Raw genomic sequence first — 13,278 nt, 5'->3', positions numbered from 1 at the left:
CCCCTCATCGGGCCGCGATCATCATGGCAGGCCTGGAAAAAGACACCCCCCATCCCACCGCGCTGACGGTCCACACGCAATCGCGCGTGCTCGAGATCGGCTTCGACAACGGCCGCAGCTTCCGGCTGCCGTTCGAGCTGCTGCGCGTCTATTCGCCCTCCGCCGAAGTCCAGGGCCACGGCCCGGGGCAGGAGGTGCTGCAGACCGGCAAGCGCGAGGTCGGCGTCGAGGCGGTCGAGCCGGTCGGCAACTACGCCATCCAGATCCGCTTCTCGGACGGCCACGACACCGGCATCTATTCCTGGGACCTGCTGTACCGCCTGGGCGACAACCAGGACGCGTTGTGGCAGGACTACCTGCAGCGCCTGCAAGCGGCCGGCGCCGACCGCGACACCCCGATGCCCGCCGCCGGCGGCGGGCACGCCTGCGGCCATCACTGAGCCGCCCCCGACAATCCTGGAGTCTTGAAAGATGAGTGAAACCCACTTCGGGTTCGAAAAGGTCGACGAAACGGAAAAGGCCGGCAAGGTGGCCGGCGTGTTCCATTCGGTGGCCAGCAAGTACGACGTGATGAACGACCTGATGTCCGGCGGCATGCACCGGCTCTGGAAGATGTTCACCATTGCCCAGGCCGGCGTGCGCCCGGGCCACAAGGTGCTGGACATCGCCGGTGGCACCGGCGACCTGGCCAAGGCGTTCGCCAGACAGGCCGGCCCGACCGGCCAGGTCTGGCTGACCGACATCAATGAGTCGATGCTGCGCGTCGGCCGCGACCGGCTGCTGAACCAGGGCATCGTCACGCCGGTGGCGCTGTGCGACGCCGAGAAGATCCCCTTCCCCGACAACTACTTCGACCTGGTCACGGTGGCCTTCGGCCTGCGCAACATGACGCATAAGGACGCCGCGCTGGCGGAGATGCGCCGCGTGGTCAAGCCGGGCGGCAAGGTCATGGTGCTGGAGTTCTCCAAGGTCTGGAAACCGCTGGAGAAGGCCTACGACGTCTATTCTTTTAAGGTGCTGCCGTGGCTGGGCGAGCGTGTGGCAGGGGATGGCCCCAGCTATCGCTATCTCGCGGAATCGATCAGAATGCATCCAGACCAGGTTTCACTTGTACGCTTGATGGAACATGTGGGCCTGGAAAAGGTCGAATACTTCAATCTGACGGCCGGAGTGGTGGCGCTCCACGTCGGGCGCAAGTATTAGAAGCATTGAAATCGCCATGCCTCGCCCCAAGATGGGGTGAAACTGACAGGGGATAGCTGAATATGTCGTCATTTCGTGGAAAATTCCTGGTTGGGTCGCTGATTACCGCGCTTGCCTTCGGGATGGTGTTCGACGCCAATGCCAAGCGCATGGGCGGCTCGCGCAGCATCGGCAAGCAGTCGTCGACGGTCACGCAGCAGCGCCAGCAGGCGCCGCAGCCGACTTCGCCGACCCAGCAACCGGCACAGCAGCCGACCCAGGCAGCCCCGGCCACCGCCGGTGCCGCCGGAGCGGCCGCCGCTGCGGCGCCCAAGCGCAACTGGGGTGGCATGCTGGGCGGCATCGCCGCCGGCCTGGGCATTGGCTGGCTGCTGTCGCACTTCGGCCTGGGCGGCGCGGCGCTGGGCTTCCTGTCCAACCTGATCCTGATCGCACTGGTAGCGTTCGCCGCGATCTGGCTGATCCGCAAGTTCCGCGGCGGCAGCAAGCGCAGCCCGCAGCCGGCCTACGCCGGTGCCGGCAATGCGCCGAACCTGGGCCGCAACGCGGAGCCGATGTTCCGCGGCGAGCCGACGCCGCTGCCGTCCAGCACCGCGTCGGGCAGCCCCTCGGCCAGCCCGGTACTGGCGGCGGCCTCGTCGGCCCCGCTCGCGGCCGATGCCGTGGCGCAGCAGCCGTGGGGCGTGCCGGCCGACTTCGACACCGAAGCCTTCCTGCGCAACGCCAAGGTTCACTTCGTGCGCCTGCAGGCCGCATGGGATGCAGGCAACCTGGACGATATCCGCGAGTTCACCACGCCTGAGATGTTCGCCGAGATCAAGATGGACCTGTCCGAGCGCGGCGCCGAGGTCAACAAGACCGATGTGGTCACGCTGGAAGCCCAGCTGCTCGGCATCGAGTCGGCGCCGGCGCAGCACCTGGCCAGCGTGCGTTTCTCGGGCATGATCCGCGAGAAGGCGGGCGAGGCGGCGCAGCCGTTCGGCGAGGTCTGGAACCTGGCCAAGCCTGCCAGCGGCAGCGGCGGCTGGCTGCTGGCCGGGATCCAGCAAGAGTCCTGATGCCGCACCCGCGGCGGTGATGCGCCGGGGGGAGTAGCTTAGAATGGAGGCCCACGTGAAAGCGTGGGCCTTTTTGTTGCGATGCCGCCCCGCGCGTCGCCACCTGCCCGCCAACCGCGCTGTCATGAATACTCTGCCTTCCGCCCTGGCCACGCCTGCCGTCTCGGCACTGAACCACCTGCTCGAGCAGGAGCCGTGGGCCCGCAACCAGCTGGCGCCGTTCGCCGGGCGCGTGATCCGCTTCGATGCCGCCGCCTTCGAGCTGTCGCTGAAGGTGACCGAACACGGCTGCACGGAGCTGGCGCCCGCGGCCGAGGCGCCCGCGGTGACGCTGCGCGTGCCGGTGCAGCAGTGGCCGCTGGTGGCCGCCGACGTGGCCGAAGGCGGCCAGGCCGCCGCCATGCGCCATGTCCGCATCGAGGGCGATGCCGAACTGGCCAATACGGTGTCGACGCTGGCACGCAACCTGCGCTGGGACGCCGCCGAGGACCTGTCGCGCGCGCTGCGCGGGATCCTGGGCGGGCCGGTCAGCGACAGCGTGGCGCAGCGCGTGGTCGACGGCGCGCGCGAGGTTCATGCCCAGGCCACGCGCGTGGGCCGCGCGCTGGTGGACAACGTCACCGACTACCTGCTCGACGAACACCCGACGCTGGTGCGCCACGCCGCGCTGGACGACTTCGGCGCCGACGTGGGCCGCCTGCGCGACAGCCTGGCGCGGCTGGAGAAGCGCCTGGAACGGCTGGAGCGCGGCGCCACGCCGCCGGCGCCGGGGCCGTCCGGCAAGCTGCCGTCTCCGCATCGCTGAGCCGGCCGCGCCGCGCCTTCATCCACCACCAACCTGACTGCCTGCCCGGCCCTGTGAAGACTCCCGAATGACCCGCCTCCTGCGCCTTGGCAAGATCCTCTTCGTTATCCTCTACTATGGCCTGGACGAGCTGGTGCTCTCGGGCTTCAGCAGCCGCCGGATCCGCTTCCTGGTACGCGTCATCACCATCGGGCGCAAGCTCGACATGCCGCGCGGCGTGCGGCTGCGGCTGGCGCTGACACGGCTGGGCCCGATCTTCGTCAAGTTCGGCCAGGTGCTGTCCACCCGGCGCGACCTGATGCCGCCCGACATTGCCGACGAACTGGCCAAGCTGCAGGACCAGGTGCCGCCGTTCGATTCAGTGGTGGCGGTCAAGATCATCGAGCGTGCGCTCGGCCGGCCGCTGGACCAGTTGTTCGAGACCTTCGAGCATCAGCCGGTGGCCAGCGCCTCGATCGCGCAGGTGCACTTCGCCACGCTCAAGGGCGGCCCCTGCCACGGCCGCGAGGTTGCGGTCAAGGTGCTGCGCCCCGGCATGCTGCCGGTGATCGACAGCGACCTCGCGCTGATGCGCGACATGGCCACCTGGCTCGAGCGCTTCTGGGCTGACGGCAAGCGGCTGAAGCCGCGCGAGGTGGTGGCAGAGTTCGACAAGTACCTGCACGACGAGCTCGACCTGATGATCGAGGCGGCCAACGCCAGCCAGCTGCGCCGCAACTTTGCCGACACCAGCCTGCTGCTGGTGCCCGAGGTGTTCTGGGACTGGTGCAGCAGCACGGTGTTCGTGATGGAGCGCATGCACGGCATCCCGATCTCGCGCACGGAATCGCTCAAGGCCGCCGGTGTCGACATGCACCAGCTGGCGGAGGAGGGCGTCGAGATCTTCTTCACCCAGGTGTTCCGCGACGGCTTCTTCCACGCCGACATGCACCCGGGCAACATCCTGGTGTCGGTCCAGCCCGAGACCTTCGGCCGCTATATCGCGCTGGACTTCGGCATCGTCGGCGCGCTGTCCGAATTCGACAAGAACTACCTGGCGCAGAACTTCATCGCCTTCTTCCGCCGCGACTACCACCGCGTGGCGCTGCTGCACGTGGAATCCGGCTGGGTCCCGCCCGAGACCCGCGTCGAAGAACTGGAAAGCGCGGTGCGCGCTTGCTGCGAGCCGTACTTCGACAAGCCGCTGAAGGAAATCTCGCTGGGCATGGTGCTGATGCGGCTGTTCCAGACCTCGCGCCGCTTCAACGTCGAGATCCAGCCGCAACTGGTGCTGCTGCAGAAAACGCTGCTCAATATCGAAGGGCTGGGCCGCCAGCTCGATCCGGACCTGGACCTGTGGAAGACCGCCAAGCCGTTCCTGGAGCGCTGGATGCACGAGCAGGTGGGCTGGCAGGGGGCCTGGGAGCGGATCAAGGTCGAGGCACCGCTGTGGGCCAAGATGCTGCCCGACTTCCCTCGCCTGGCGCACCAGTTCCTCGAGCGGCGCGCGCTGACCAGCAACGGCGAGCAGGACAAGCTGCTGTCGATGCTGGTGCTGGAGCAGCGCCGCACCAACCGGCTGCTCGGCACGGCGGTGCTGCTGGTGGGCGGCTTTGTCGCCGGCATCGTGCTCACCCACGTGCTGGGCTGGGCGGGCTACTGGTAAGTGCAGCCCCGGCAAGGGGACGGGAGGAGACCGATGAGCGATACCACCAAGCCCGTGCCCGGCTTCACCACGCGCAACGCCGGGGATCCGGCGTTCTGGGACGAGCGTTTCAAGGAGGGCTTCACGCCCTGGGACCTGGGCGGCGTGCCCGAGGAATTTCGCTGCTTTATCGAAGACCATCAGCCGCGTCCCACGCTGGTGCCCGGCTGCGGCAACGGCTGGGAGGCGGCGTGGCTATTCGAGCGCGGCTGGCCGGTGACGGCGATCGACTTCTCGGCGCAGGCGGTGGCGTCGGCACGGCGCGCGCTGGGGCCGGCCGGTGCCGTGGTGCAGCAGGCCGACTTTTTTGCCTTCACGCCACAGCCGGCGTGCCAGCTGATCTACGAGCGCGCCTTCCTGTGCGCGCTGCCGCCGGCGATGCGGGCCGACTATGCCGCCCGGGTGGCGCAGCTGCTGCCGCCGGGCGGGCTGCTGGCCGGCTACTTCTACCTGGGGGAAAACCGCGGCGGGCCGCCGTTCGCGATGCCGGCCGAGGCCCTTGACGCACTGCTGGGCCCCGCCTTCGAGCGCATGGAGGACCGGCCCTCGGCCGCGCCGCTGCCGGTGTTCCAGGGGCAGGAGCGGTGGCAGGTCTGGCGCCGGCGAGGCGGCTGAAGCCCCAACCGGCCAGCCCCTGTGGTGAAGGCGCTGCACCGCGTGGCGCCTGCGCGCCAGCGGGGAATTTTTTTCGCCCGGACGGGTCTGCGTCGCTATAATCCGCGTTTTGATTCGGCTACGACCGCGGGCCCCGGCCGCGTTGCCCGCCCCGTCGGGGCAACGCCAGGCACCCCGATATGCGGCCCCGACCGATGAATTGGACTCCGGGCCACCGCGCGCGACCCCGCGCCCTGCCGCCCGGCATTCGGTTTCTCGCCACAAGGGCACTTTCTGCATAGGGCAGCGGCATGCTGATCTGGTTTGTCATCATCTACTGGGTAATCTCGGTCGGCATCGGCCTGTGGGCGGCGCTGCGCGTGCGCAACACCACCGATTTCGCCGTCGCCGGGCGCAGCCTGCCGTTCCATATCGTCACCGCCACCGTGTTCGCCACCTGGTTTGGCTCGGAGACGGTGCTGGGCATCCCCGCCGTGTTCCTGAAGGAAGGCCTGTCGGGCGTGGTGTCGGACCCGTTCGGGTCGTCGCTGTGCCTGATCCTGGTCGGCCTGTTCTTCGCCCGGCCGCTGTACCGGATGAACCTGCTGACCATCGGCGACTACTACCACAACCGCTACGGCCGGCTGGCCGAGGTGCTGACCACGCTGTGCATCGTGGTTTCCTACCTGGGCTGGGTCGCGGCGCAGATCAAGGCGCTGGGGCTGGTGTTCTATACCGTCTCGGACGGCGCGCTGTCGCAGGAGGCAGGCATGATGATCGGCGCGGCCAGCGTGCTGGTCTATACGCTGTTCGGCGGCATGTGGTCGGTAGCCATCACCGACTTCATCCAGATGATCATCATCGTGATCGGCATGCTCTATATCGGCTACGAGGTCAGCGGCCAGGCCGGCGGCGTCACGGCCGTGGTGTCGCACGCGGCCGCGGCCGGCAAGTTCGAGTTCCTGCCGTCGCTGGACCTGATCCAGATCATCGGCTTTGCGGCGGCGCTGTTCACCATGATGCTGGGCTCGATCCCGCAGCAGGATGTATTCCAGCGCGTGACCTCGTCGCGCACCGAGCTGATCGCCGGGCGCGCCTCGGTGCTGGGCGGCGTGCTGTACTTCTGCTTCGCCTTTATCCCGATGTTCCTGGCGTATTCGGCCACCATGATCGACCCGGGCATGGTGTCAAAGTACATCGACACCGATTCGCAGTTGATCCTGCCGCAACTGATCCTGCAGCACGCCCCGATGTTCGCGCAGGTGATGTTCTTCGGCGCGCTGCTGTCGGCGATCAAGAGCTGCGCCTCGGCTACGCTGTTGGCGCCGTCGGTGACCTTCGCCGAGAACATCTTGCGGCCGTATTTCCGCCATCTGGACGACAAGCAGTTCCTGCGGGTGATGCAGACCGTGGTGCTGGTGTTCACCGCGCTGGTCACGCTGTTCGCGCTGAACTCGCACCTGTCGATCTTCCATATGGTTGAAAATGCCTACAAGGTCACGCTGGTGTCGTCGTTCGTGCCGCTGGCCTTCGGCATGTTCTGGAAACACGCCACCCGCCAGGGCGGGCTGGCGGCGATCTTGCTGGGCCTGTCGTCGTGGCTGACCTGCGAGGTCGCCTTTGCCGACGCCATGGTGCCGCCGCAGATGGTGGGCCTGATGTTCTCGATCAGCGGCATGGTGGTCGGTTCGCTGCTGCCGCAGTGGATTGCAGATCACGCGCCGGTCAAGGAAGTCCATATCGCCTGACGGCACGGCGGTCGCCACCCCCTTATTTCCGCCGATCAGGCAGCCCCGGAACGGTTTATAATTCAAGGCTTTGCATCGCCGAGCGGGATATCCCGCTGCCGCCATGGCTTGCGGCGATGTCCGCCCTTGTACCGATTCCGAAGTTTTCTCGCGAAATAACACCATGCCGATCTATGCCTACCGTTGCGACGCCTGCGGCCACGGGCGCGATGTGCTGCAGAAAATGAGCGATGCCCCGCTGACCGACTGCCCGTCCTGCGGCGCCGCCGGCGCGTTCAAGAAGCAGCTGACCGCTGCCGGCTTCCAGCTCAAGGGCTCGGGCTGGTACGTGACCGACTTCCGCGGCGGCAGCGGCGGCGCCGCCGCGCCAGCGGCCGCCAGCGCCACCGGCGGTGCGGCCGAGGCAAGCGCCAGCGCCCCGGCGGCGGCTGAATCGTCGGGCAGCACGGCTGCCGCGGCGCCGGCCGCCGGCGGTTGCGGCAGCGCCTGCGCCTGCCACTGAGCCGGACCCGCGCCGTGGTCGCCAAGAAGACTTCCGCCCTCAAAACCTGGTTCCTGACCGGGCTCCTGGTACTGGTGCCGCTGGGCATCACGCTGTGGGTGCTCAGCCTGATCATCGGCACGATGGACCAGAGCCTGGCGCTGCTGCCAGAGGCCTGGCGCCCGGACCGGCTGATGTTCGGCAAGCGCGTGACCGGCCTCGGCGCCATCCTGACGCTGCTGTTCATCCTGCTGGTCGGCCTGCTGGCGCATAACTTTATCGGCCAGCGCCTGGTGCGCTGGTGGGAAGCGCTGCTGGGCCATATCCCCGTGGTGGGGCCGATCTACACCAGCGTCAAGCAGGTTTCGGACACGCTGCTGTCATCCTCCGGCAATGCCTTCCGCAAGGCGCTGCTGGTGCAGTACCCGCGCGAAGGCTCGTGGACCATCGCGTTCCTGACCGGTCGCCCCGGCGGCGACGTGCAGAACCACCTGCAGGGCGAATACGTCAGCGTGTACGTGCCGACCACCCCCAATCCGACCTCGGGCTTCTTCCTGATGATGCCCAAGGCCGACACCATCGAACTCGACATGACCGTCGACGCCGCGCTCAAGTACATCGTCTCGATGGGCGTGGTGGCACCGGCGGAATTGCCGCGCAAGAACGGCAGCGCCCCCCGGCCGGCGGTCCCCGCCCATCCGGCCGGCAGGGCCAGCAGCGAGGAACCGGTCGAGACGACCGATCCTTGAGCCTCCAAACTGATCACGGGCTGCCCGATACAATCGGGCAGCCGCGTTTTACCGGGAATCTCCTTATGTCCTCCATGCGTACTCACTACTGCGGTCTGGTGACCGAACAATTCTCGGGCCAGGAAGTGGCCCTGACCGGCTGGGTCCAGCGCCGCCGCGACCATGGCGGCGTGATCTTCATCGACCTGCGCGACCGCGAGGGCCTGGTGCAGGTGGTATGCGATCCGGATCGCCCCGAGATGTTCAAGGCCGCGGAAGAGATCCGCAACGAGTTCTGCATCCGCATCACCGGCAAGGTGCGCCCGCGCCCGGCCGGCACCGAAAACGCCAACCTGACCTCGGGCAAGATCGAGGTGCTGTGCCATGAGCTGACCGTGCTGAACCCGTCGGTCACGCCCCCGTTCCAGCTCGATGACGACAACCTGTCGGAAACCACGCGCCTGACGCACCGCGTGCTGGACCTGCGCCGCCCGCAGATGCAGTACAACCTGCGTCTGCGCTACAAGGTGGCGATGGAAGTGCGCAAGTTCCTCGACGCCCAGGGCTTTATCGACATCGAGACGCCGATGCTGGGCAAGAGCACGCCCGAAGGCGCGCGCGATTACCTGGTGCCGTCGCGCGTGAACCCGGGCCACTTCTTCGCGCTGCCGCAATCGCCGCAGATCTTCAAGCAGATGCTGATGGTGTCGGGCTTCGACCGCTACTACCAGATCACCAAGTGCTTCCGCGACGAAGACCTGCGCGCCGACCGCCAGCCGGAATTCACGCAGATCGACTGCGAAACCTCGTTCCTGACCGAGCAGGAGATCCGCGACCTGTTCGAGGACATGATGCGCACGGTGTTCAAGAACGCCATCGATGTCGACCTCGACGCGAAATTCCCGGTGATGGAGTTCCGCGAGGCCATGGCGCGCTTCGGCTCGGACAAGCCTGACTTGCGCGTCAAGCTGGAATTCACCGAGCTGACCGAGGTGATGAAGGACGTCGACTTCAAGGTGTTTTCGGGCCCCGCCAACAGCGACAACGGCCGCGTGGTCGGCCTGCGCGTGCCGGGCGGCGGTGCCATCTCGCGCGGCGAGATCGACGCCTACACCCAGTTCGTCGGCATCTACGGCGCCAAGGGCCTGGCCTGGATCAAGGTCAACGAAGTGGCCAAGGGCCGCGATGGCCTGCAATCGCCGATCGTCAAGAACCTGCACGACGCCGCCATTGCCGAGATCCTGAAGCGCACCGGCGCGCAGGACGGCGACATCATCTTCTTCGGCGCCGACAAGGCCAAGGTGGTCAACGACTCGATCGGCGCGCTGCGCCTGAAGATCGGCCACTCGGATTTCGGCAAGGCCAGCGGCCTGTTCGAGGACGCCTGGAAGCCGCTGTGGGTGGTCGACTTCCCGATGTTCGAGTACGACGAGGAAGACGCGCGCTGGGTGGCGATGCATCACCCGTTCACCAGCCCCAAGGACGAGCACATGGAGTACCTGGAGACCGATCCGGGCAAGTGCCTGGCCAAGGCCTACGACATGGTGCTGAACGGCTGGGAAATGGGCGGCGGCTCGGTGCGGATCTTCCGTTCGGACATCCAGAGCAAGGTGTTCCGCGCGCTCAACATCAACGACGAGGAAGCCCGCGCCAAGTTTGGCTACCTGCTCGACGCACTGCAGTACGGCGCGCCTCCGCACGGTGGCCTGGCCTTCGGCCTGGACCGCATCGTCACCATGATGGCTGGCGCCGACTCGATCCGCGACGTGATCGCGTTCCCGAAGACCCAGCGCGCCCAGGACCTGCTGACGCAGGCGCCGAGCTCGGTCGACGAGAAGCAACTGCGCGAGCTGCATATCCGCCTGCGCACCGCCGAGCCCAAGCCCAACGCCTGACCGGTTCCGGGTCGTCTGGTCCGCAAAAAAGCCGCGCGATTGCGCGGCTTTTTTGCTTGATGCGCAACATCCGCGCCCCCGCGCATTGGTTTCGATTTGTTACCGGTCGGAACGAAGGCAGCGCCAGGCGGGTCTTCTTCCTTTGACACGCAATTTGCCGAGGAACCCTGTCATGAAGGTTCCCGGCACACGGGAGGAAATTCGTGAACATGACCCTGGATACCGAACTCATCCGCCAGTTCCTGCTGGCCCACCAGGAAACCATCCTGACCTGGTTGGCGGCGGGACTGATCATGATGCTGCTGGCTCGTTTCGAGCTGCGCCGCGCCCAGCGCCGCGCGGCGCTGGCCATGTCAGAATCGGTGGCCACCACCGTGGCCGCCTGCGTGCCGGATATCGCCCATGCGGTGCAGGCTGCGTCGCCCCAGGCGGTGGCCGAGCCGGTCGAGATGCAGCGCGCCGAAGCCCTGCGCCGCCTCGCACTGGACACCGTCGGCGTGGTGATGACGCGCGGCCGCTGGCTCGATGAACTGGGCAATCTGCGCCTGGCCGATGACGCCTTGCTGGCCGGCCAGCGTGCCGATGGCGCCGATCCGCTGCTGGTGGTGGCGCCGCAACCGGTGGTGCAGGCCTACCTCGATGCGCAGCGCGTGTTCGAGGACGAGGCCGCGCAAGTGCAGGCGCTGCGCCGCGACGCCCAGCGCGTGCACGAGGCGCTGCAGGCGCTGGACGCCGAGGCTGCCCATATCGAGCAGGAAACCGGCAGCATCGTACTGCGCTTCGAGCAGGTCAACGCGCAGGCGGCCCAGGGCGTGGATGGCGGCGATTACCAGCGCTTCCTGATCCAGAAGTACAACACGCTGGGCCAGCGCGAGAAGGAAATCGCGCAGGAGCGCATGCGGGTGCAAGGCGAGGCGCGGCAACGCGCCGAGGCCCTGGCCGCGCATGCGCATGGCGCGTCCAGGCGCTACCGCCAGGCGCTGGCGCCGCTGATGGACCAGCTGCGCGCGGCCTGGGGCCATGGCGACTCGCCGCAAGTGTTCGACACCTGGCAGCGCCACGGCAACACCGAGCCGTACCTGGCCCCGCATACCATGCACGGCGCGCGCAACGCGGCCTGATCCGGCGTGCGGGCGCTGCGCCCGCAAGCAGGCGGCGCGGCGCTTTCCCGTGGCAAGCGCGCGCGCCTGCGCTATCCTTGGGTTTGTCCTTTGGTCCAGACCCATGTCCTACAAGATCCCGGAATCCGTGCTGGTGGTGATTTACACGCCAGATCTTCAAGTCTTGCTGCTGGAACGCGCCGATCGACCGGGGTTCTGGCAGTCCGTCACCGGCAGCCTCGACACCCTGGACGAACCGCTGGCCCTGACCGCCGCGCGCGAAGTGGCGGAGGAAACCGGCATCATCGCCGGCGAGCACCAGCTCACCGACTGGGGCCATGCCATCCAGTACGACATCTACCCGCAGTGGCGCCACCGCTACGCCGAAGGCGTGACGCGCAATACCGAGCACTGGTTCGGCCTGCGCGTGGCCGAGGCGCTGCCGGTGACGCTGGCGCCACGCGAGCACCTGCAATACAAGTGGCTGCCGTGGGAACTGGCGGCGCGGCAATGCTTCTCCAGCAGCAATGCAGAAGCCATACGCCAGCTCGGCTGGCGCGCCGGGGCCGTTAGCGACGTTGCCAGCAGGCAGCTGGCATTCGGGGGGCAGCCATGAAGCTGCGCGTGGTCACCTACAACATTCACAAGGGGGTGACCGGCATCTCGCGGCGCCCGCGCATCCAGAACGTGCGCGCCGGCCTGCATGCGATGGATGCGGACATCGTCTTCCTGCAGGAAGTGCAGGACCGCAACGACCGGCTGGTGGCCGCGGCGCTGTTCGACCCGGAACATACCCAGCTCAACTACCTGGCCACCGACGCTTATCCGCATTCGGTCTACGGCCGCAATGCGGTCTACGACTACGGCCATCACGGCAACGCGATCCTGTCGCGCCATCCGATCCTGATGTCCGAAAACCTCGATATTTCCGATCACCGGTTCGAACAGCGCGGGCTGCTGCACGCGGTGGCGGATGTGCACGGCGTCGAGACCCACCTGATCTGCGTGCACTTCGGCCTGTTCGCGCGCAGCCGCGCGCGCCAGGCCGAGGCGCTGGTGGAGCGCGTGCGCAACGTGGTGCCGGCCGGCATGCCGCTGGTGATCGCCGGCGACTTCAACGACTGGAACCACCGGCTCGATGCGCAGATCTGCAATACGCTGGGCGCGGTCGAGGCCTCGCACGCGCGCGGCGCGCGGCTGCATACTTTCCCGAGCCATATGCCGTGGTGGCAGCTCGACCGGATCTATGTGCGTGGCTACGAGATCGAGCGCGCCCACGCGCTGACCGGCCGAGACTGGGCGCAACGCTCCGATCACGTGCCGCTGGTGGCGGAACTGGGTCATCCGCTGGGCGGGATGGTGGAGCGGGACGCGACCGCGGACAAGGCCGCCTGAGGCCGGTTTGACTCAGCCCGCGCCGCCGTCGCGGCCGGGCACGCGGTAGTCGCGGATAAACGTGAACACCGCCGGCGCGTCGTTCAGGTCCAGCACCGGCAGCGTGGTCATGGCGGCGACGGCGGCGGGGTCATCGGTCGCAACCGCCACTACGCCCGGCACCTCGTCCCACAACGGCGCACGGCCCAGCGCGGGGCGGAAAACCTCCAGCTTGGGGAAATCACTGCGCTTGTACCCTTCCACCAGCACCAGGTCGGTGTCAGGCGGCAGCACCGCGAGCGCATCGTCCAGTTCGGGCGACGGCACGGCTTCCGGGTAATGGCGCATCAGTGTCAGGTGGCGCGCGCCGACCAGCACGACGTTGGCGCAGCCGGCCGCGCGCATGCGCCACGAATCCTTGCCAGGCGTATCCGGATCGAAGCCGTGGTGGGTGTGCTTGACGCCGGCCACGCGCAGGCCGGCATCGACAAAGCAGGGGATGAGCTGGTCCAGCAACGTGGTCTTGCCGCTGCCGGACGAACCGGTAATGCCGAATACCTTCACCATGGTTTCCGTAGGGGGCGTCGGGAGTTTGCCTGCGCGCACGG

14 protein-coding genes are annotated in these 13,278 nt (G+C 67.5%); 13 read left to right on the top strand and 1 reads right to left on the bottom strand.

Annotated features, from left to right (window positions below):
- Nucleotides 1–23: 23 nt before the first annotated feature.
- From E5S69_RS06585 to E5S69_RS06525, 13 genes are all read left to right on the top strand, one after another.
- On the top strand, nucleotides 24–440 hold the full coding sequence (locus tag E5S69_RS06585) for a gamma-butyrobetaine hydroxylase-like domain-containing protein (RefSeq protein ID WP_171514210.1): 417 nt from the start codon (nucleotides 24–26) through the stop codon (nucleotides 438–440).
- A gap of 31 nt (nucleotides 441–471) precedes the next feature.
- Complete coding sequence (ubiE, locus tag E5S69_RS06580) at nucleotides 472–1,203, top strand: bifunctional demethylmenaquinone methyltransferase/2-methoxy-6-polyprenyl-1,4-benzoquinol methylase UbiE (RefSeq protein WP_171514209.1); 732 nt, start codon at nucleotides 472–474, stop codon at nucleotides 1,201–1,203.
- A 62-nt stretch (nucleotides 1,204–1,265) separates the two neighbouring features.
- On the top strand, nucleotides 1,266–2,261 hold the full coding sequence (locus E5S69_RS06575) for a Tim44 domain-containing protein (protein ID WP_171514208.1): 996 nt from the start codon (nucleotides 1,266–1,268) through the stop codon (nucleotides 2,259–2,261).
- A 124-nt stretch (nucleotides 2,262–2,385) separates the two neighbouring features.
- Complete coding sequence (locus tag E5S69_RS06570; protein ID WP_171514207.1) at nucleotides 2,386–3,066, top strand: ubiquinone biosynthesis accessory factor UbiJ; 681 nt, start codon at nucleotides 2,386–2,388, stop codon at nucleotides 3,064–3,066.
- Nucleotides 3,067–3,133: 67 nt separating this feature from the next.
- Nucleotides 3,134–4,711, top strand: a complete 1,578-nt coding sequence (ubiB, locus tag E5S69_RS06565; RefSeq protein WP_171514206.1) for a ubiquinone biosynthesis regulatory protein kinase UbiB — start codon at nucleotides 3,134–3,136, stop codon at nucleotides 4,709–4,711.
- Between the two features lie 33 nt (nucleotides 4,712–4,744).
- Nucleotides 4,745–5,365, top strand: a complete 621-nt coding sequence (locus E5S69_RS06560; protein ID WP_171514205.1) for a methyltransferase domain-containing protein — start codon at nucleotides 4,745–4,747, stop codon at nucleotides 5,363–5,365.
- Nucleotides 5,366–5,655: 290 nt separating this feature from the next.
- Complete coding sequence (locus E5S69_RS06555; RefSeq protein WP_171514204.1) at nucleotides 5,656–7,092, top strand: sodium:solute symporter family protein; 1,437 nt, start codon at nucleotides 5,656–5,658, stop codon at nucleotides 7,090–7,092.
- Between the two features lie 163 nt (nucleotides 7,093–7,255).
- Nucleotides 7,256–7,594, top strand: coding sequence for an FmdB family zinc ribbon protein (locus tag E5S69_RS06550; protein WP_171514203.1), 339 nt, complete (start codon nucleotides 7,256–7,258; stop codon nucleotides 7,592–7,594).
- Between the two features lie 14 nt (nucleotides 7,595–7,608).
- On the top strand, nucleotides 7,609–8,322 hold the full coding sequence (locus tag E5S69_RS06545) for a DUF502 domain-containing protein (RefSeq protein WP_171514202.1): 714 nt from the start codon (nucleotides 7,609–7,611) through the stop codon (nucleotides 8,320–8,322).
- A gap of 65 nt (nucleotides 8,323–8,387) precedes the next feature.
- On the top strand, nucleotides 8,388–10,196 hold the full coding sequence (aspS, locus tag E5S69_RS06540; RefSeq protein WP_171514201.1) for an aspartate--tRNA ligase: 1,809 nt from the start codon (nucleotides 8,388–8,390) through the stop codon (nucleotides 10,194–10,196).
- Between the two features lie 209 nt (nucleotides 10,197–10,405).
- Entirely contained in the window at nucleotides 10,406–11,317 is a 912-nt protein-coding gene (locus E5S69_RS06535) for a hypothetical protein (RefSeq protein WP_171514200.1), read from the top strand.
- Nucleotides 11,318–11,420: 103 nt separating this feature from the next.
- Nucleotides 11,421–11,912, top strand: coding sequence for a dihydroneopterin triphosphate diphosphatase (gene nudB, locus E5S69_RS06530; protein ID WP_171514199.1), 492 nt, complete (start codon nucleotides 11,421–11,423; stop codon nucleotides 11,910–11,912).
- On the top strand, nucleotides 11,909–12,691 hold the full coding sequence (locus tag E5S69_RS06525) for an endonuclease/exonuclease/phosphatase family protein (protein WP_171514198.1): 783 nt from the start codon (nucleotides 11,909–11,911) through the stop codon (nucleotides 12,689–12,691). Before nudB ends, E5S69_RS06525 begins: the two co-directional genes overlap by 4 nt.
- A gap of 12 nt (nucleotides 12,692–12,703) precedes the next feature.
- On the opposite strand, the gene mobB is transcribed toward E5S69_RS06525, so the two are convergent.
- Nucleotides 12,704–13,234 carry a molybdopterin-guanine dinucleotide biosynthesis protein B gene (gene mobB / locus E5S69_RS06520; RefSeq protein WP_171514452.1) on the bottom strand — a complete coding sequence of 177 codons (531 nt, stop codon included), beginning with the start codon at nucleotides 13,232–13,234 and terminating at the stop codon, nucleotides 12,704–12,706.
- Between the last annotated feature and the right edge of the window lie 44 nt (nucleotides 13,235–13,278).

Source organism: Cupriavidus necator, assembly GCF_013141915.1.
Lineage (GTDB): Bacteria > Pseudomonadota > Gammaproteobacteria > Burkholderiales > Burkholderiaceae > Cupriavidus > Cupriavidus necator_B.
This window is presented reverse-complemented; position numbering and strand designations above follow the sequence as displayed.

Excerpts from the sequence above, each read along its gene's own strand:
- E5S69_RS06575 (WP_171514208.1), top strand. The coding sequence starts at position 1,266 with ATGTCGTCATTTCGTGGAAAATTCCTGGTTGGGTCGCTGATTACCGCG.
- ubiE (WP_171514209.1), top strand. The coding sequence starts at position 472 with ATGAGTGAAACCCACTTCGGGTTCGAAAAGGTCGACGAAACGGAAAAG.
- E5S69_RS06585 (WP_171514210.1), top strand. The coding sequence starts at position 24 with ATGGCAGGCCTGGAAAAAGACACCCCCCATCCCACCGCGCTGACGGTC.
- E5S69_RS06525 (WP_171514198.1), top strand. The coding sequence starts at position 11,909 with ATGAAGCTGCGCGTGGTCACCTACAACATTCACAAGGGGGTGACCGGC.
- aspS (WP_171514201.1), top strand. The coding sequence starts at position 8,388 with ATGTCCTCCATGCGTACTCACTACTGCGGTCTGGTGACCGAACAATTC.
- nudB (WP_171514199.1), top strand. The coding sequence starts at position 11,421 with ATGTCCTACAAGATCCCGGAATCCGTGCTGGTGGTGATTTACACGCCA.
- E5S69_RS06560 (WP_171514205.1), top strand. The coding sequence starts at position 4,745 with ATGAGCGATACCACCAAGCCCGTGCCCGGCTTCACCACGCGCAACGCC.
- ubiB (WP_171514206.1), top strand. The coding sequence starts at position 3,134 with ATGACCCGCCTCCTGCGCCTTGGCAAGATCCTCTTCGTTATCCTCTAC.
- E5S69_RS06555 (WP_171514204.1), top strand. The coding sequence starts at position 5,656 with ATGCTGATCTGGTTTGTCATCATCTACTGGGTAATCTCGGTCGGCATC.
- E5S69_RS06570 (WP_171514207.1), top strand. The coding sequence starts at position 2,386 with ATGAATACTCTGCCTTCCGCCCTGGCCACGCCTGCCGTCTCGGCACTG.
- E5S69_RS06535 (WP_171514200.1), top strand. The coding sequence starts at position 10,406 with ATGACCCTGGATACCGAACTCATCCGCCAGTTCCTGCTGGCCCACCAG.
- E5S69_RS06550 (WP_171514203.1), top strand. The coding sequence starts at position 7,256 with ATGCCGATCTATGCCTACCGTTGCGACGCCTGCGGCCACGGGCGCGAT.